Annotated in this window: 16 protein-coding genes and 4 pseudogenes; 12 read left to right on the forward strand and 8 right to left on the reverse strand. The window is 69.4% G+C overall.

Features of this window, described 5'->3' with window-relative positions; all coding sequences use genetic code 11:
- Window positions 1-37 precede the first annotated feature (37 nt).
- The 3 genes and pseudogenes from OG607_RS02470 to OG607_RS02480 all read left to right on the forward strand — a co-directional run.
- Window positions 38-1,033 carry an ABC transporter permease gene (locus tag OG607_RS02470; RefSeq protein ID WP_405718105.1) on the forward strand — a complete coding sequence of 332 codons (996 nt, stop codon included), beginning with the start codon at window positions 38-40 and terminating at the stop codon, window positions 1,031-1,033.
- On the forward strand, window positions 1,030-1,983 hold the full coding sequence (locus OG607_RS02475) for a carbohydrate ABC transporter permease (RefSeq protein ID WP_405718108.1): 954 nt from the start codon (window positions 1,030-1,032) through the stop codon (window positions 1,981-1,983). Before OG607_RS02470 ends, OG607_RS02475 begins: the two co-directional genes overlap by 4 nt.
- 68 nt (window positions 1,984-2,051) lie before the next feature.
- Window positions 2,052-2,135, forward strand: a pseudogene (locus OG607_RS02480) (IS5/IS1182 family transposase); the annotation flags it as partial.
- A gap of 46 nt (window positions 2,136-2,181) precedes the next feature.
- Here the strand turns inward: OG607_RS02480 and OG607_RS02485 are convergent.
- Entirely contained in the window at window positions 2,182-3,138 is a 957-nt protein-coding gene (locus tag OG607_RS02485) for a helix-turn-helix domain-containing protein (protein ID WP_405718111.1), read from the reverse strand.
- Window positions 3,139-3,201: 63 nt separating this feature from the next.
- Here OG607_RS02485 and OG607_RS02490 point away from each other — a divergent pair, with 63 nt between their 5' ends.
- The 4 genes and pseudogenes from OG607_RS02490 to OG607_RS02505 all read left to right on the forward strand — a co-directional run.
- The gene (locus OG607_RS02490) at window positions 3,202-4,059 is read left to right on the forward strand and encodes a phytanoyl-CoA dioxygenase family protein (protein WP_405718113.1); all 858 of its coding nucleotides are present in this window, start codon (window positions 3,202-3,204) and stop codon (window positions 4,057-4,059) included.
- Window positions 4,060-4,439: 380 nt separating this feature from the next.
- The gene (locus OG607_RS02495) at window positions 4,440-5,003 is read left to right on the forward strand and encodes an aldo/keto reductase (RefSeq protein ID WP_405718115.1); all 564 of its coding nucleotides are present in this window, start codon (window positions 4,440-4,442) and stop codon (window positions 5,001-5,003) included.
- Window positions 4,939-5,244, forward strand: coding sequence for an aldo/keto reductase (locus OG607_RS02500; RefSeq protein ID WP_405736499.1), 306 nt, complete (start codon window positions 4,939-4,941; stop codon window positions 5,242-5,244). Before OG607_RS02495 ends, OG607_RS02500 begins: the two co-directional genes overlap by 65 nt.
- Before the next feature lie 25 nt (window positions 5,245-5,269).
- Window positions 5,270-5,699, forward strand: a pseudogene (locus tag OG607_RS02505) (transposase); the annotation flags it as partial.
- Here the strand turns inward: OG607_RS02505 and OG607_RS02510 are convergent.
- Window positions 5,696-6,118: a hypothetical protein gene (locus tag OG607_RS02510; protein ID WP_405718117.1), complete on the reverse strand. Its 423-nt coding sequence runs from the start codon at window positions 6,116-6,118 to the stop codon at window positions 5,696-5,698. The pseudogene OG607_RS02505 and the gene OG607_RS02510 sit on opposite strands and share 4 nt — an antisense overlap.
- 258 nt (window positions 6,119-6,376) lie before the next feature.
- On the opposite strand from OG607_RS02510, the gene OG607_RS02515 reads away from it, so the two are divergent.
- From OG607_RS02515 to OG607_RS02535, 5 genes and pseudogenes are all read left to right on the forward strand, one after another.
- On the forward strand, window positions 6,377-8,812 hold the full coding sequence (locus tag OG607_RS02515) for an MMPL family transporter (RefSeq protein ID WP_405736502.1): 2,436 nt from the start codon (window positions 6,377-6,379) through the stop codon (window positions 8,810-8,812).
- Window positions 8,813-8,961: 149 nt separating this feature from the next.
- The gene (locus OG607_RS02520; protein WP_405718120.1) at window positions 8,962-10,308 is read left to right on the forward strand and encodes a sensor histidine kinase; all 1,347 of its coding nucleotides are present in this window, start codon (window positions 8,962-8,964) and stop codon (window positions 10,306-10,308) included.
- The gene (locus tag OG607_RS02525) at window positions 10,305-10,961 is read left to right on the forward strand and encodes a response regulator (protein ID WP_405718123.1); all 657 of its coding nucleotides are present in this window, start codon (window positions 10,305-10,307) and stop codon (window positions 10,959-10,961) included. Before OG607_RS02520 ends, OG607_RS02525 begins: the two co-directional genes overlap by 4 nt.
- A gap of 109 nt (window positions 10,962-11,070) precedes the next feature.
- A complete protein-coding gene (locus tag OG607_RS02530) occupies window positions 11,071-11,997 on the forward strand; it encodes an SGNH/GDSL hydrolase family protein (RefSeq protein WP_405718125.1) in 927 nt (308 codons plus the stop codon).
- Window positions 11,998-12,158: 161 nt separating this feature from the next.
- Window positions 12,159-12,458 (forward strand): annotated as a pseudogene (locus OG607_RS02535) (response regulator); the annotation flags it as partial.
- Between the two features lie 56 nt (window positions 12,459-12,514).
- Here OG607_RS02535 and OG607_RS02540 read toward each other — a convergent pair.
- The 6 genes and pseudogenes from OG607_RS02540 to OG607_RS02565 all read right to left on the reverse strand — a co-directional run.
- Window positions 12,515-12,652 (reverse strand): annotated as a pseudogene (locus tag OG607_RS02540) (amidohydrolase); the annotation flags it as partial.
- Window positions 12,653-12,657: 5 nt separating this feature from the next.
- Window positions 12,658-13,005 (reverse strand): L-rhamnose mutarotase, encoded by a 348-nt coding sequence (locus tag OG607_RS02545; RefSeq protein ID WP_405718128.1) that lies wholly within the window; start codon window positions 13,003-13,005, stop codon window positions 12,658-12,660.
- Window positions 13,002-14,030 carry an aldo/keto reductase gene (locus OG607_RS02550; protein WP_405718130.1) on the reverse strand — a complete coding sequence of 343 codons (1,029 nt, stop codon included), beginning with the start codon at window positions 14,028-14,030 and terminating at the stop codon, window positions 13,002-13,004. The genes OG607_RS02545 and OG607_RS02550 overlap by 4 nt, the downstream gene beginning before the upstream one ends.
- A complete protein-coding gene (locus tag OG607_RS02555) occupies window positions 14,027-14,788 on the reverse strand; it encodes an SDR family NAD(P)-dependent oxidoreductase (protein ID WP_405718133.1) in 762 nt (253 codons plus the stop codon). The genes OG607_RS02550 and OG607_RS02555 overlap by 4 nt, the downstream gene beginning before the upstream one ends.
- Window positions 14,785-16,134, reverse strand: a complete 1,350-nt coding sequence (locus tag OG607_RS02560; RefSeq protein WP_405718135.1) for an L-fuconate dehydratase — start codon at window positions 16,132-16,134, stop codon at window positions 14,785-14,787. Before OG607_RS02560 ends, OG607_RS02555 begins: the two co-directional genes overlap by 4 nt.
- A gap of 30 nt (window positions 16,135-16,164) precedes the next feature.
- Window positions 16,165-17,016 carry a fumarylacetoacetate hydrolase family protein gene (locus OG607_RS02565; protein WP_405718138.1) on the reverse strand — a complete coding sequence of 284 codons (852 nt, stop codon included), beginning with the start codon at window positions 17,014-17,016 and terminating at the stop codon, window positions 16,165-16,167.
- Window positions 17,017-17,691 lie beyond the last annotated feature (675 nt).

The following is a 17,691-nucleotide window of genomic DNA, read 5'->3' on the forward strand; positions in this document are numbered from 1 at the left end:
CGCGCACCTTTGGGCCGCCGCACAGCAAGGAGGAACGGTGGCCGCCACGATCACCACCAAGGCGAAGAAGGAATCCACGTCGGCAGCGGTCGAGGGCGGCGAGAAGTCCCTTCCCGGAGCGAACCGCATGACCCGGCGGACGCAGTTGCGCCGCGACAAGTCGCTGATCATCATGACCCTGCCGGCGGTCGCGCTGCTGCTGGTCTTCAACTACGTACCGCTGTTCGGCTTGATAACCGCCTTCGAGTACTACGACCCGCTGGTCGGGGTTGTGCACAGTGACTGGGGCGGCCTCGACCAGTTCCGGCAGGTCTTCAACGACCCGCTGTTCTGGGAGGCACTGCGCAACACCCTCTGGCTCAGCTTCGTCCAACTGATTCTCTTCTTCCCCATGCCGATCGTCCTGGCCCTGGTGCTCAACACGGTGCTCAGCGAACGGCTGCGGAACTTCATCCAGTCCGTGGTCTACCTGCCGCACTTCTTCTCCTGGGTGCTGGTCATCACCATCTTCAAGGAGATGCTCGGCGGCGCCGGAGTGCTCAACCATTTCCTGGCCCAGCACAACCTGGGCAGCTGGAACGTCATGACCGACCCGCACACCTTCGCGCTGCTGATCACCTCGCAGGCTGTGTGGAAGGAGGCCGGCTGGGGCATCATCGTCTTCCTCGCCGCCCTCGCCGCCATCGACCAGAACCTCTACGAGGCCGCCGCCGTCGACGGTGCCAACCGCTGGCGCCGGATGTGGCACATCACCCTCCCCGGCATGCGCGGCGTCATCGTGCTGATGCTCGTGCTGCGCCTGGGGAACGCCCTGACCGTCGGCTTCGAGCAGTTGCTGATCCAGCGCGACGCCGTCGGCCACGACACCGCTGACGTACTGGACACCTTCTCCTTCTACTACGGCATCGCCACCAACAACTACAGCTACGGCGCTGCCGCCGGACTGTTCAAGAGCGTGATCTCACTGCTCCTGATCTGGGGCGCCAACAAGGCCGCGCACGCCTTCGGCGAGGACGGGTTGTATCGCAAATGAACCAGACCCTGACACAGACGCAGTCCGCCTCCGCCCTCCGGCCCGATCGCCGCCACGGCCGCGCCGTCTGGGAGGAGAAGCCCACCGTCGCCGGGCAGACACTCAAGGGCGGCGTCCTCTTCCTGGTCCTGGCCGCCGTGCTGGTGCCGCTCTACATCGTCGTCCTCACCAGTTTCTCCAGCCCCGGCGCCATCAACCGCGCCGGAGGACTTGTGCTCTGGCCCGACGGTCTCACCCTCGGCGCCTACCGGCAGATGCTCACCGACGGCCCGGTCACCCGCGCTGTCCTGGTCAGCCTCGCCATCACTGTCATCGGCACGGCGCTGTCCATGGTGGTCTCAGTACTGTGCGCCTACGGACTCTCCCGGTCCCGCTCTCTCGGCCACCGCAGCATCCTGATGCTGCTGATCGTCACCATGTTCGTCAGCGGCGGACTGATCCCCACTTACCTCGTCGTCACCGGCCTCGGCGGCTACGGCCAGTACTGGGCGCTGATCCTGCCCAGCGCCGTCTCCGTCTTCAACATTCTGGTGCTGCGCTCCTTCTACTCCGGCACCGCCGGCGACCTGATCGACGCGGCCCGGATGGACGGCTGCAGCGAATGGCGCATCCTCTGGTCGGTGGTGCTGCCCACCTCCCGCGCCGTCACCGCGGTCGTGGCAATGTTCTACGCCGTCGGCTACTGGAACGCGTTCTTCAACGTGATGCTCTACATGCCGACCGACAGCGCCAAGTGGCCACTGCAGTATGTGCTCCTGGAGTACGTCAACTACGGCTTGAACATGCCCGGAACGGTCAACAACGGTTTCGGCGGTTCACACGCGCAGACCGCGCCCCAGTCGCTGCAGATGGCTGTGGTGGTGCTGACGCTGGTGCCGATCCTGCTTGTGTATCCCTTCATGCAGAAGCACTTCAAGACGGGTGTACTCACCGGGGCAATCAAGGGTTGACCACCGCGGTCCGGCGTCACACATGATCGAGGCAGGCGCTCGCCGTCGTCCGCGAACCGCGCTGACCGCTCCCGCGCCGGTGGACCGTGGAACGCACGCTCGCGTGGGTGATGTTCCACCGCCGCCGGGCCCGCGGCCAGGCCGCGTCTCCTGGCGTGACCCGGCATCCCAGGATGCCGTGATCTGCGACGCGCAGGCTCAGGTTCGCCGGTCGGTATGCGCCGATCCGTGTTCTGCTCTGAACGCGGTCCGGTAGACGCCGGGCGGCACTGCGTAGCGCTGTCGGAAGACCCGGTTGAAGTGGAACGGGCTGGTGAAGCCGGATGCCGCAGCCACCCGTGCCACCGGCAGCTCGGTGGCCTCCAGCAGCCGGGCGGCGTGCCGCAGCCGGGCGTGCCGCAGCGCACGCATCGGGGTCTGGCCGAGCTGTTCGGTGAACAGATGCGCCAACCGGGACGGTGAGAGCGCGACGGAGTCCGCCAGCGACCCTACGGTGTGCGCGGCGCCGGGGTCGGCCGCGATCAGCGCCTGGGCCCGCCGCACCCGCGGGTCGATGCCCGCGCCGCCGGGCTCACGCCGCGCGGCACCCGCGGTCACGGTGGCGAGCAGGACGACCTCCTCCAGTGCGCACAGGGCCAGCTCCCGTGCGGCGCTGCTGTGGGCCACAGCGGTGCGGTCGACCGGGGGCTCGGGGCAGGGGTCGGGGTCGGGCGGGGCAGCACTGCCCGACCAGCGGGCGTCCGCGAGCATCCGGTCGAAGGCGGTGCCGATCCGGCCGTGCACGTCGCCGGGTACCGAGTCGACGAGGAACAGCCGGTCGCCGCGGGCGTACGGCCGCAGCCAGGCGGACCAGGAGGGCCTGGCCTGGCAGTGAGCCCACCGGAAGGTCCACTGCCGCGCGCCCGGAGCGACCGCGTAGCGGTGCGGCACGCCGGGCCCCAGCACCACCAGGTCGCCCGGTCCCGCCTCGGCCGTTGCCTTTCCCTGCAGCAGTTGTCCGCGCCCGCCCGTGGTCCAGGTGAGCAGCCAGCTGTCCGCGCCGTGCGGCCGGTGCACGCGGTAGCCGGGCCGCTGGTCGAAGTGGCCCGTGATCACCAGGCCGGGCGGCGGGGACGGCGTAGCAGGACCGGACAAGTCGTCAGCATGCACAGGCATCCTCCCGGGAGGGGTCTGAGCCCTAGCGTGACAGCCACGGGACGCCGACCAGAAGGAGACCGCATGACAGCCACGGACATTGGCGGCCCGGACGCCGTAACCCTCGCGGCAGCCCGTGAGCCCGTCCTGCCGGAGGCCGGCCGCCGGCAGTTCGAGGACCAGGGCTTCACCGTGGTGCGGGGACTGTTCGGGCGGGACGAAATCGAGGAGATCCGCACGGAGTTCACCGCGCTGCAGGCCGCGGGGCCGATTCCTGGGCACTTCGAACCGCGCGTGACCGGGGCCGGCGGCTCGGCCGACCCACTGGACGCCTATCCGCGCGTGCTGCATCCGCACCGGATCAGCGAGCTGGCCCTGCGTTACCTGCTCGAGCCCCGGCTACAGGATGTGCTGGAGACGCTTCTGGGAGAGGAGGTCCTGGCCGCCCAGAGCATGTTCTACTTCAAGCCGCCGGGCGCCCGGGGCCAGGCGCTGCACCAGGACAACTTCTACCTGCGTGTGGAGCCCGGGACCTGCGTGGCCGCCTGGATCGCCTGCGACGTGATCGACCGGGACAACGGCGGCCTGGAGGTCGTACCCGGTACGCACCACATGGATCTGTTCTGCCCGGAGACGGCGGACCCGGATCTGTCCTTCGCCCGCGAATACGTCGCGCCGCCCCCGGGACTGGCGGTGGTGCCAGTCGACATGGAACCGGGCGACGTTCTGTTCTTCAACGGCAGCCTGGTGCACGGCTCGCAGCCCAACCGCACAGCCGACCGTTTCCGCCGCTCCCTCATCTGCCACTACGCCGGCCGCTCGGCGCAGCGGATCGGAAGCTGGTACCCCACCCTGACGATGAACCGCGAGCGTGTCGTCCTGCCCGAGAGCGAGGGCGCGGGCCCCTGCGGTACGCAGTTCGAACCGTCGGCGCCTCACTGAGGGCCTGCTCTTGCCGTGCTGGAGACTTGGCGGCGCCGGGCGCGGGCTGTCGGTCCAGGGCTGTCAGCTGAACCGCTCCTGGAGTCGTCTGTCGTCACAGTCTCCTGATGCCCAGCCCGGCGGTTCCTTGAGAGCGTCACAGGGGTGGCCGTCGGCGGACCCGGTGGTACGACGCCGCCCTGACGCGGGAAAGTGGCGTGTACGTCAACTCTGCCCGGCTGCGCCGAGACGGGCGCGGAATCACCTGGCCGGTCCGGCGCTGTGACCACGGTCTCGCCTCGGTGTCGTCGCAGATTGATCCTGAGACGCTCCGGGGACCCGTTGCACTGCCGCAGTTCGGTGACGGGCGCCGACGCGAAACCCGGGAAAGGACGCGCGTAATGAACCGAGCAGACCGATTGGATGGTCATGGCGATCCTGGGATGAGAGAGATGGCTGGACGCCGTGTCTGGCCGATCGCCCTCGGAGGAGCGGCGTCGTCGCTTCGACCTGACCTGAGCCGGGCAACGGCGGTATCGACGATCAACGCGGCGATCGACAGCGGAGTGAACCTCATCGACACTGCTCGCGTCTACACGGCCGTCGACGAGGAAGCACACAACGAGCGTCTCATCGGCGATGTACTGGCCGCCCGCCAGGACGGGAGCACCGTGATGGTCGCGACCAAGGGCGGCCACTTCAGAACAGGACCGATGGAATGGAAGAACGTTGCCCGGCCCGCCGCTCTGAGAGCGGACCTTGAAGCAAGCTTGCGGGCGTTGCAGCGCGAGACGGTTGATCTGTACTTTCTGCACTGGCCGGATCCCGACGTGCCTTTCGCGGAGAGCGACGGCGCTCTCCGCGAGATGCGCAAAGAAGGGGAAGATCCGAGCCATCGGCATTTCCAATGTCGACCCTGCCCTTTTCGCTGTCGCCCGCACGGTCACATCAGTCGATGCCGTTGAGAATCCGTACTCCGCGCTCAACAGAGGCGACGATGCGCTCCTTCACGAATGCGAGCGCCACGGCATTCCGTTTCTGGCCTACTCACCGCTGCGAGGATGGGGCGCAGGCGAGGCTCCGACCCGCCCCCTCCTGGACCTCGCGGCTCATCGAGGTGCCTCGCCGCAGCAGTTGCTTCTCGCCTGGCTGCTGCATCGGTCCGACTCTCTCCTGCCGATCAGCGGCGCCGGACGCCGTCCTTGACCAGCGCAAGCTGCTGGCCGGGCGGATCGAGGAACTGCTGGAGGCACACCCTCTTTCGAAGGTCCTGACGTCCATGCCAGGAGTCGGCGTCAGGACCGGAGCCAGGATCCTCATCGAGGTCGGCGACGGCAGCACCTTCCCGACCGCCGGCCACCTCGCCGCTTACGCCGGCCTCGCACCCGCGACCCGCAGTTCCGGGTCGTCGATCCGCGGCGAACAGCCCTCCAGGAGAGGAAACAAGCAGCTCAAGCGGGCCTTCTTCCTCTCCGCGTTCGCTGCCTTGGGCGACCCGGCGTCGCGGGCCTACTACGACAAGAAGATCGCGCAGGGAAAGCACCACACGCAGGCCCTGCTCTGCCTCGCCCGGCGCCGGGCAGATGTCCTCTTCGCGATGCTCCGGGACGGCACCCTTCTACGAACCGCAGCCTGTTCGGGCGGTCGCTCCGCAAACCTAGACCATAGTCAAGAGATGGTCCGTGGGGCCATAGTCGATCTTCCAGTCGGCATAGACCCCCACGGCGCCGTCCTTCTGGCACCGCAGCCCAACGGTCACCCAGCGGACCGACCCGTCGCCAGCGAGCGAGAACGCGACTGCCGTCTCGAACTCCTCGCTCCCGCACGGGCAGCCGGCCTCGCCAGGATCCGCGTCCTCCCAGAACTCCTCGCTATCCGCGATGAACGCGCGGCCGCCGCAACCAGTACACACCCGCTCGGCTCCGCCCTCGACATCGTCAACGAGCACGAAAAACACGCGCCCGCCGCAGACGCCGCAGACGGAAGGAACGATCTTCACCGGACGGCCGTCGGCAGCGTTCCGGAGCAACGCCGCGAGGTCCGCAGAGACACCCTCGCCAACCTGATCATCAGCATGCACAGGCACATCGTTCCAGACGTCCGAACCAGCACCCATCCACCTTGACCAAAGACATAGGGGCACCCCCCGCTGACCAGCGTGTTTCGCCAGATGCCGCGATGTGAGGATGAGGGTCATTAGTACTGCGGTACTAACCGGTTCCCCCGGATTCGGTCCCGCAGGAGGCAGGTCACGCGGAAATCCGCTCATAGCTTGAGATCACGGGTCAGTCAGACCCCAGTTCTCGCAATGATCTCTATCTCCTGGTGGGAGTACCCCGTGGCCACCTTCCTCTATCGACTGGGACGACTCGCCTTCCGGCGACGACGCCTCGTGCTGATGCTGTGGATCGCCGTCCTGGCCGCCGTAGGCATCGGCGCCATGAGTTCCACCGGCTCCACCTCGGACAGCTTTACCCTGCCCGGCACCCAGTCCCAGAAAGCCATCGACCTGCTGGAGAAGGAGTTCCCGCAGGCATCCGCCTCAGGCGCCACCGCCCGGGTCGTCTTCGAAGCCCCCGCCGGGCAGAAGCTCACCGCCAGCGCCAACAAGGCCGAAATCACATCGCTGGTGGCCGAACTGAAGACGTCGCCGCAGGTGGCGAGTGTCTCCGACCCGTTCACCAGTGGTCTGGTCAGCAAGTCCGGCAGCATCGCGTACGCCCAGGTCTCCTACAAGGTCGCCAAGTCCGACGTCAGCAGCGCCGCGCACGACGCCCTGAACAAGGTCGCCGAGGAAGGCAAGAAGGCCGGGCTGACGGTCAGCATGGGCGGTGACGCCGTCGAGGACAAGGCGGCCAGCAAAGTGACCGAGCTGATCGGTCTCGCGGTCGCCGCAGTCGTCCTGATAATCACCTTCGGTTCACTGATCGCGGCGGGACTCCCGCTGCTGACCGCGATCCTCGGCGTGGGCGTGGCGGTCATGTGCATCACCATCGCCACCTCGTTCGTGGACATGGCCTCGGCAGCTTCGACCCTGGCTCTGATGCTGGGCCTGGCGGTGTCCATCGACTACGCCCTGTTCATCGTCTCCCGCTACCGCAACGAGATCCGCGACGGCCACGATCCGGAGGAGGCCGCCGGACGGGCTCTCGGCACCGCGGGCTCCGCAGTGGTCTTCGCCGGCCTCACCGTGATCGTCGCTCTGGGGGGTCTGAGTGTCATCGGCATCCAGATGCTGACTTCCATGGGCCTGGCCTCTGCCTTCGCCGTCGCCGTCGCCGTGGTGATCGCGCTGACCCTGCTGCCCGCGATGCTGGGCTTCGCCGGGCCCCGGATCATGAAGGGCAAGCTCCTCAGCAGCCGTATGCGGGCCCTGGAGGAGCGCGGCGAGGGCCGGCCGATGGGCGTGCGCTGGGCGAGGTTCGTCACCCGCAACCCGGTGAAGGTCCTCGCCGTCTCGGTGATCGGTCTGGGCCTGCTGGCCATTCCCGCCATGTCGCTGCGCCTGGCCCTGCCCGACGACTCCATGAAGTCCCCCGGCAGCACCCAGCGGGTCGCCTACGACACCCTGAGCAAGGGCTTCGGGCCTGGCTTCAACGGACCGCTGACCGTCGTCGTCGACGCCCGCGGCAGCGACGACCCCGAGGCCGCCGCCAAGGACGCGGTCACGCTGATCGGCAAGCTGTCCGACGTCGCCACGGTGCGCGACGCCGCGTTCAACAAGGCCGGCGACGTGGCCCTGATCGGGGCCGTCCCCAGGAGTGCGCCCAGCAGCCAGGCCACCAAGGACCTGGTCAACGACATCCGCAACCAGAATGCCGCCCTGCACAAGGAGACCGGCGCCGACCTGATGGTCACCGGAGTGACCGCCGTCAACATCGACGTGTCCACCAAGCTCGCCCAGGCCCTCATTCCCTACCTGGCCATCGTCGTCGGCCTCGCCCTGATCCTGCTGCTGCTGGTCTTCCGCTCGATCCTGATCCCCCTCAAGGCCGCCCTCGGCTTCCTCCTCAGCGTCGCGTCCACCCTCGGCATCCTGGTCGCCGTCTTCCAGTGGGGCTGGCTGAAGGATCTCTTCGGCATCGACGAGACCGCGCCGATCGTGAGTGTGCTGCCCATCCTGCTGATCGGCGTGGTCTTCGGACTCGCCATGGACTACGAGGTCTTCCTCGTCACCCGGATGCGGGAGGAATACGTCCACGGAGCCCATCCCACCGAGGCGATCGTCTCCGGCTTCCGGCACAGCGGCCGGGTGGTCACCGCCGCCGCGGTCATCATGATCTCCGTCTTCTCCGGCTTCCTCCTCGACGACGTGGCGCTGATCAAGTCGATCGGCCTGGGCCTGGCCTCCGCCGTGTTCTTCGACGCCTTCGTGGTCCGGATGACCATCGTCCCTGCGGTGATGACCCTGCTCGGGCGCCGCGCCTGGGCCCTGCCGAAGTGGCTGGACCGTGTCATGCCCAACGTGGACGTCGAGGGCGAGAAGCTGCGCCACGTCCTGGCCGCCCAGCAGGCCGGCGCAGCGGTCCAATCCGACAGCGGTGCCCCCGCGAGCCCGAGTGCCAGTGCCTCGCCTGTTCTCGTCGGCGTGGGCGGCCCTGCCGAGACGGGCGCGACTGCGCCTGCCGGACAGTCCCCCAGCCGGGTACGCGGACTGTCCGGGCTCAGGCCCCGCCGGGCAGGCAAGTCCGACGACGACACGCCCACCGGCACGACCGGGTCGAAAACCTCGGCAGTGAAGGGGCTACAGAAGAAGATGACCCGCAAGGGCTGACGGGGCCGAGCCACAGCGAGAGCTGCGGGCCACAGCCTGATCACCGACGGATCGGCCGACTCCCACCGGCCGACTCCCCAGCCCCGCCCGCCGGTCCCATCCCCCCGGGGACCGGCGGGCGGCCTCCCGACCCGCGAAGGACCCCCTCCGTGACCGCACCGAGCGCACCCGCGCAGGCCCCCAGCCCGGACGACGACCAGGTGCTGGAGACCCTGACCAGCGACTCCGAACTGCGCGTGATCGCCTCGGTCATCTTCCGGCTGGCCGCGTTGCGGCGGGCCGACCGGGCCCACCCCAGGGTCCGGCACTGGGGGGTACCGGCCTTCTGCGCCGCGCTCGGCATCAGCTCCTTCCTCAACCCCTACAACATCGGCGATGTCCCGGCGCAACTGGCCATCATCGTCGCCTTCACCGTCCCGCTCCTGTGGCGGGAGCGCCAGCCCATACTGGTCTTCGCCCTCATCACCGCCGCGTCGGTGGCGGCCCTCCCTCTGGGGGTACTGTCCGGCGCCGAGTCCGCACGCGTCGTGGCCCTGTTCCATGTCGGCCGCCACTGCACCCCGCGACAACTCGCCCTGGCCCTCGGCATCACCACCGCGGAACTTGTGGCGTGGGCCGCCGTCTTCTGGAAGGGCGGCCAGCTGGAACACGCCACCCGACCGGAGGTCGTGACCCTGCTGGCGATGACCGCCATGGCGGCGTTCGCCGCACTGGGTCTGCTCAGCAGACTGGCCAATGCCTACATCGACGCCTTGAGGAAAGACCGCGATCAGCAGGCCCGCCTCGCCACCGCGCAGGAACGCGCCCGCGTCTCGCGGGAGATGCATGACATCCTCGGCCACACCCTGGCCGTCATCGTCGGCCTCGCCGACGGCGCCGCCGCACTCACCGCCGCCAAACCCGAGCGCAGTGCCCAGACACTGCGCATCATCAGCGCCAGCGGCCGCGACGCCCTGGCCGAACTGCGCCGTCTCCTCTCCGTCATCGGCGAGGACAGCGAGGGTCCGGACGACGCGCCGCTCGCTCCACAGCCCGGCCTGACCGACATCGACGCCCTGCTCGACCGTGTCCGCGCCGCCGGTCCCACCGTCGCCCTGGAGACTCACGGGAACCTCGCCGGCCTGCCCCCTGGCCTCCAGCTCTCCATCTACCGCATCGTCCAGGAAGCCCTGACCAACACCGTCAAGTACGCCGCCTCCGACACCTCGGTGCATGTGTCCCTCGCCGCCGGCCCGGACGCCGTCCACGTCACCGTCGAGGACACGGGCCCGTCCCGGACCCCCACCACAGGCCGTCCGGGCACGGTCGGCGGTCGCGGCCTGGTCGGCATGCGCGAACGTGCCGCCCTCTACCGGGGCAACGTCACCGCAGGCCCCAACGCCCAGGGCGGCTGGACCGTCCGCGCACTCCTCGTCCCCAACCCGGCCTCCCCCAAGCTCTCGACTTCGCTCGAGCAGGGGGGACCCCCATCCTCCCCGGAGAAGCACCGCTCATGACCACTGTCCTCATCGTCGACGACCACGCCCTGCAACGCATGGGCTTCAGCATGCTCCTGGAGGCCCAGCCCGACATGGCCGTCGTCGGCGAGGCCGCCAACGGCAGCGAAGCGGTTCGCATGACCGCCGAACTCCGTCCCGACGTCGTCCTGATGGACGTCCGGATGCCCGGCATGGACGGCATCGAGGCCACCCGCCGCATCGTGGAGTCCGGCGGCCGCTCGCGCATCCTGGTGCTGACCACCTTCGATCTCGACGAGTACGCCTACGACGCCCTGCGTGCCGGAGCCAGCGGCTTCCTGCTCAAGGACGCCCTGCCCGAAGAACTTGTCGCCGGAGTCCGCGCGGTGGCCGCCGGCGACGCCGTCATCTCCCCCGGGCTCACCCGCAAGCTGATCGACGCCTTCAGCGACCGCCTCCCCGGGCACTCCCCGCAGCAGCAGCGCCGCCTCGCCGACCTCACCCAGCGCGAATGCGAAGTCCTCACCGCCATGGCCACCGGCTGGACGAACCAGGAGATCGCTGAGCGTCTTCACCTCGCCGAATCCACCGTCAAATCCCACATCGGCCGCATCCTCACCAAGATCGGCGCCCGCGACCGCGTACAGGCCGTGATCTTCGCCTACGACACCGGACTCGTCCGCCCGGCATGAGCCGACCCGCCCCGCTCGCCCGAATCCCCAAGGGCCACACCGACACCGCTCCGTGTTCACCGAAACGTCCCCACAGCCCAGCATCCGGAACGAAGAACAGGACACAGCAATGGGACCGTTGGCACGAACCGGCATAGGCGTCGCCCTGGCGTGCGGGGTACTGGTCACCGCCGTCAGCATCGGACGGAACTCCGACAGCCACGACAAGAAGGAGACGCCCAAGGGGCCGTACGTCGCGCTCGGCGACTCATACACCTCAGGCCCCAAAATACCTCCCCAGACCGGCACGCCGGCCGGCTGCGACCGCTCCGGCCGCAACTACCCGGCCCTGGTCGCCAAGGAACTGAGCCTGAAGACGGCCGACTTCCATGACGTCAGCTGCAGCGGCGCCACCATCTCCGAACTCACCACCCCCCAGTCCACCGGCAACGGCACCAACCCCGCACAACTCTCCGCGCTGCACAGCACCACGAGGCTGGTCACCCTGGGCATCGGCGGCAACGACATCGGCTTCAGCTCGATGATCACCAAGTGCGTCACGACCGGAGCGCTCTTCAAGCTGGCCGACCGCATCACCGACGTCACCGACAAGGCACCCTGCAAGGAGAAGTACACCTCCGGCGGCACCGACGAGGTGGCTCAGAAGATCCGCGCCACGGGCGACCGCCTCTCCCGGGCACTGACCGAGATCGAACGCCGCGCGCCCGAGGCCCGGGTCTACGTCGTCGGCTACCCGTCGATCCTGCCCTCCAAGGGCACCGACTGCGGCCGCGACCTGCCCATCGCCCCCGGCGACGTCACGTTCCTGCGCCAGAAGCAGCAGGAGCTCAACTCCATGCTCGGCGAACGCGCGCGGGCCGCAGGAGCGACGTACGTCGATACCTTCACGCCCTCCACCGGCCACGACGCCTGCTCCCCGGCGGCCACCCGCTGGATCGAGCCCCTCAACCCCAGCAGCCCGGCAGCCGTGGTCCACCCCAACGAACACGGCGAACGCGGCATGGCCACCGCCGTCCTGCGCTCCCTCAGCAGCTGAAGCCAGCACCGTAGGGGCAGTCGCGGGGCCATCAGCAGGACGCCCGCATCGACCTCCCCGTTCCCCCTCGGCTCCGGGCGAGTGCTCGATCCGAGCGCCCGCCCGGTCCGAACATGGCCGGCCGCACTTCTCATGGACCCGTCCGCCGGGAGAACGCCCGCATGACCACCGTACTCATCGTCAACGACCAGGCTCTGCAACGTCTCGGCCTCCGCCTGCTCCTGGAAGCCCAGCCCGACTTCACGGTCGTGGGCGAGGCGACCGACTGCGACCAGGCGGTTCGAGCCGCCGACGCACTGCAGCCCGATGTCGTCCTCATGGACATGGGATCGACGGACATCGACCGTACCCAGGCCATACGCCGCATCACCCGGCCCGACAGCCGATCCAGGACGCCTGCCGCCGGTCGGACGAGCGGGCTCCCTCCGCGGGTGCTGGTGCTGACCGCGTTCGATGGCGACGAACACGCCTACGCCGCCCTGCGCGCGGGCGCCGATGGACTCCTGCTCAAGGACGCGGCGGCCCGTGCCTCGGGTTCGAGGTCGGTGAGGGTGAAGTCCCGGCGCAGGGGGGCCAGCCGGTCGCCGGTGATCCAGTCCTGGTCGCGTACCGACAGGTCCCAGACATGGTGGTGGGCGTCGACGATGCCCGTCATGGTGGTCACAGCTCCCACACCACGGGCAGCGAGGCACCGGCGCCGTCGGCCGAGTAGTCGTGGGCGACGTCCAGGAGCTCGGTCATCCGCGTCTGCCAGGCGATGTTGACCGGCGGTTTCTCCAGTGCGGCGATCATCGCCGGATAGTCCTCGACCTCCAGTACGTGGAAGAGGCCGGTGCCTCCCCCACGCTCGGCTCCGCTCGCGCGGGGGGACCCCCACCGCCAGATGGTCCAGGCGCTCGCTCCGGCGGCGCGGATGGCGGCAGTGAGTTCGTCCGGTACCTCGCGGTGCGCCGCCTCGTACTCCTCGACGCGGTCGGCGCGGACCTTGGTGTGCAGGGCGATCCTCACGACGGCTCCTTTGCCGGGGTATTCGCAGGCGTGTGCGTCGGCGTGGGCTGAGGGACGGGCGCGTGTGCGGGCAGCAGGCCTTCGGCACGCAGGTCGTCCCAGAGCGCTTCGGGGAGCGGACGCCGCAGCGAAGCGACGGTGTCGTTCACCTCGTCGGCGCTGCGGGCGCCGGTCAGGACACTCGCCACGGCCGGGTGGCCGAAGGGGAAGCGCAGGGCGGCGGCGCGCAGCGGCACGCGGTGGCGGTCGCAGACCGCCTTCAGCCGCAGCGCACGGTCCAGCAGCGGCTCCGGGGCGGGGGCGTAGTCGTAGGTCGCACCGGACCGGGGGTCGGCCAGGAGACCGGAGTTGAGAACACCGCCGATGATCACACTCATGCCCCGGGCCGCGGCCTCGGGCAGCAGCTCGTCCAGGGCGCCGTGCTCCAGCAGCGTGTAGCGGCCGGCGAGCAGGACGACGTCCATGTCGGTGTCGCGGACGAACCGGGTGAGGGCTTCCGCCTGGTTCATGCCGGCCCCGATCGCCCCGATGACGCCCTCTGCCCGCAGCCGCTCCAGCGCGGGGTATGCCTCCTTGAGCGCGAACTCGACGTAGTCGTCGGGGTCGTGGAGCAGGACGGTGTCGACGCGGTCCAGGCCGAGCCGTTCCAGGCTGGCCTCGACGGAGCGCAGCACGCCGTCGGCGGTGAAGTCCCACTGCCGGCGGTGGGTGGCGGGGACGGCGAAGCCGTTGGCCAGGTCATTGCCGCCGGGGCCGCCCGGGACGAGCAGCCGGCCCACCTTGGTGGACACCGTGTACGCGTCCCGGGGCCGGCCGCGCAGGGCGGCGCCCAGCCGTCGTTCGGACAGTCCGAGGCCGTAGTGCGGTGCGGTGTCGAAGGTGCGGATGCCCGCGTCCCAGGCGGCCGTCACGGTGTCGGCGGCGGCCTGGTCGCTGACGGGGGTGTAGAGGTTGCCGAGGGCGGCGGCGCCGAACGCCAGCTCGGTGACGCGGACACCGCTGCGGCCCAGGGTGGTGGTTCTCATGAGGTGGCCGGGGGCCGGATGCGCAGGCCCTGCATGCCGCCGTCGACGGCGAGCGAGGTGCCGGTGACGGAGGCCGCGGCGGGGCTCGCCAGGTAGGCGATGGCGGCGGCCACCTCGTCGGCGGTGACCAGCCGGCCCATGGGCTGTCGGGCGTTCAGGGCGGCGCGTTCGGCCTGCGGGTCGTCGGCGGCGTCCAGCAGCCGGCCCACCCATGGGGTGTCGGCGGTGCCGGGGTTGACGCAGTTGACCCGGATGCCCTCGCGGACGTGGTCGGCGGCCATCGCCAGCGTCAGCGACAGCACGGCGCCCTTGCTGGCGCAGTACAGGGCGCGCTGCGGCAGCCCGGCGGTGGCGCCGATGGAGCAGGTGTTGACGATTGCCGCGTGCGTGGAGCGCCGCAGGTGGGGCAGGGCGGCGCGGGTGGTCCGTACGATGCCGAGCACGTTGACGTCCAGGACGCGGTGCCACTGCTCGTCGGGATTGTCCTCGACGGTGCCGATGGCGCCCATCCCGGCGTTGTTGACCACGATGTCGATGCCGCCCAGCTCCTCCGCCGCCGACTCGACGGCCGCTCGCACGGAGGCGTCGTCGCAGACGTCGGCCTTGAAGGGCAGCAGCCCGTCGGGGAGCCCGCCCGGGTTCAGGTCCAGGACTGCGACGCGCGCACCCCGGTCCGCGAGGAGCCGGGCGGTGGCCAGGCCGATGCCGGAAGCGCCGCCGGTGACCAGGGCGCTGAGGCCCTGCAGGTCGCCGCTCATGCCGTCTCCGCCTTCTGCGCGGTGAGGTCGGTGAGGTCGGCGACCCAGAACGTACCGTCGGGATAGCTGAACTCGGCGATCGACTCCGGGAACATCTGCGCGGAGAAGCCGGGCGTGGTCGGGGCCGTGTAGTGGCCCCGGGATATCACCACGGGCGTGAGGAAGTGCTCGTGGAGGTGGTCGACGAACTCGATGACGCGGTTCTCGGTGGTGCCGGACAGTGCCACGAAGTCGAACATCGACAGGTGCTGGACCAGTTCGCACAGCCCCACGCCGCCCGCGTGCGGGCAGACGGGCACGCCGAAGTGCGCGGCGAGCAGCAGGATGGCCAGGTTCTCGTTGACTCCTCCGACGCGGGCCGCGTCGATCTGGAGCACGTCGATCGCCCCGGCCTGGAGCAGCTGCTTGAAGACGATGCGGTTCTGGACGTGTTCGCCGGTCGCGACCTTCACCGGGGCGACACCCTCACGGATCGCCGCGTGGCCGAGGATGTCGTCGGGTGAGGTGGGTTCCTCGATCCAGTACGGGTCGCACTCGCCCAGCGCGTTGGTCCATGCGATCGCCTCGTCGACGTTCCACCGCTGGTTGGCGTCGATGGCCACCCGGATGCCCGGGCCGACGGCGGCGCGGGCGGCGCGCAGCCGACGGATGTCGTCCTCGAGGTCGGCGCCGACCTTGAGCTTGATCTGGGTGAAACCGTCGGCGACGGCCTGCTTCGCCAGCCGGGTCAGCTTCTCGTCGGAGTAGCCGAGCCAGCCCGGCGAGGTGGTGTAGCCGGGGTAACCCCGCTCCAGCAGCGTCTTCTCCCGCTCCGCGGCGCCCTGCTTGCCCTTGCTGAGCAGTTCCAGGGCCCGCTCGGGGCTGAGCACGTCGGCGATGTAACGGAAGTCGACCTGGGAGACCAGCCACTGCGGGTCGGCGTCGGCCAGCAGCTTCCACAGCGGCTTGCCCTCACGCTTGGCCGACAGATCCCACACCGCGTTGACGACGGCCCCGATCGCCATGTGCATCACGCCTTTTTCCGGGCCAAGCCAGCGCAGCTGGCTGTCCCCGATCAGGTCCCGGTTCAGCGAAGCGGGGTCGGTGCACAACTGGTCGACGGGTCGGCCCACGAGGTGCGGACGCAGCGCGTTGATCGCCGCGACCTGCACGTCGTTGCCCCGGCCGATAGTGAAGACGAACCCGTGGCCCTCCAGTCCGTCGGCGGCATCGGTACGCAGCACCACGTAGGCGGCGGAGTAGTCGGGGTCCGGATTCATCGCGTCCGACCCGTCCAGCTCCCGCGAGGTGGGGAACCGGATGTCGTAGGTGTCGACCGCGGTGATGCGGGGAGGGGGTGCGGACATGGCGGGCTTGGCGGGCAAGGGAGGGGCCTTTCAGGCTTGGGCGAAGGTCTGGCGCTGGCTGCCGAGACCGTCGATGTCGAGTTCGACGGTGTCACCGGGCCGCAGATAAGGGGTGCCGGGAAGGCCGAGGGCGACGCCGGCGGGGGTGCCGGTGTTGATCACGTCGCCGGGTTCCAGAACCATGTAGTGGCTGAGGTACTCGACAATGTGGGCGACCGGGAAGATCATGTCGCGGGTGTGGCCGTCCTGCCTCTTCACCCCGTTCACCGACAGACGCAGGCCCAGATCCTGGGGGTCGGCCACCTCGTCGGCGGTGACCAACCACGGCCCCATCGGGTTGAAGGTCTCGCAGGACTTGCCGAGGTCCCACTGTGAGGAGTACTCCAGCTGGAACTCCCGCTCCGAGACGTCGTGGCTGATCGTGTAGCCGGCGATCACGTCCAGCGCCTGCGCCGGGCTTTCCAGGTAGCGCGCCCGGCGTCCTATGACGACGGCGAGCTCGACTTCCCAGTCGGTCTTCACCGAGCCACGCGGTATCAACACCTCGTCATAAGGCCCGACCACCGTGCCCGGGTCCTTCATGAACACCACCGGTCGGGGCGGGATCGCCGCGCCGGTCTCGGCCGCGTGGTCCCGGTAGTTCAGGCCGACACAGATGATCTTGCCGGGCCGGGCGACGGGAGCGCCGGTCCTCAGGCCCTCGGCCGCCAGTTCCCGCAGCTCCCCCGCCGCGAGCGCCTCGCGCGCCCGGTCGACGCCGTGCGAGGCGAAGAACGATCCGTCGATGTCCTCGGTGACGGCGGACAGGTCCCACACTCTGCCGTCACCGGCACGAACGGCCGGGCGCTCTCTACCCGGAGGGCCGACTCGCAGCAGTTTCATCGTATGCAGCTCCTTTGTCCGCGACCGGGGCCCGAGCCCTCGACTCTGGCAAGACATCGGAGGTCTTGCGAGCCCGACTCTAAAGACCCACCGCATCAATGGCAACACATTGATCCGATGTATCCGGCTCCCCACCCCCTCCGCCGCCGCGCATCCCCCGCGGATCCACCCTGTCCTCCGAGGAGAGGCCCACTGGGCCGCAGAACGGCACGTCAACCTCCACGCCGCCCACGTCAAACTGGCATTTCGGGCATCGATTCGGCCACGCACCATCCCTGTGACCTCAGCGTTGCCGAATCGTGAACCTGGCGCAGACCACCCCCCAAGCGATCGCGCCGAGACTGTAAGCACAGGTCAGACGGGTTGTGCGGACCCGAAGGGGGTTCGTGGACGCCAAAGGTGCAAGCCGGGTCCTGGCCGAATTCGACAGAGTGGCCCAGGAGGTCTTGTCAGATGCGGCAATCTGGTCGTAACGTCCTCGACGTCGAGCATACCTCGGATGAATCACGACTCTCGTGTCATCCCCTCTCATGGCCAGGGCATGCCCGGGCCGTTTCGTATCAGCGGCAGCCGCCGACCGCGGAGCGGCTGCCGCCCGGCGACGAACACCCCGGCTGTCGATGTCCGCCGACCGGATCAGCCGGCCCGGGCTGTAAGCCCTCCACTCCTCCGTTT

This window comes from Streptomyces sp. NBC_01537, from assembly GCF_045040445.1.
Lineage (GTDB): Bacteria > Actinomycetota > Actinomycetes > Streptomycetales > Streptomycetaceae > Actinacidiphila.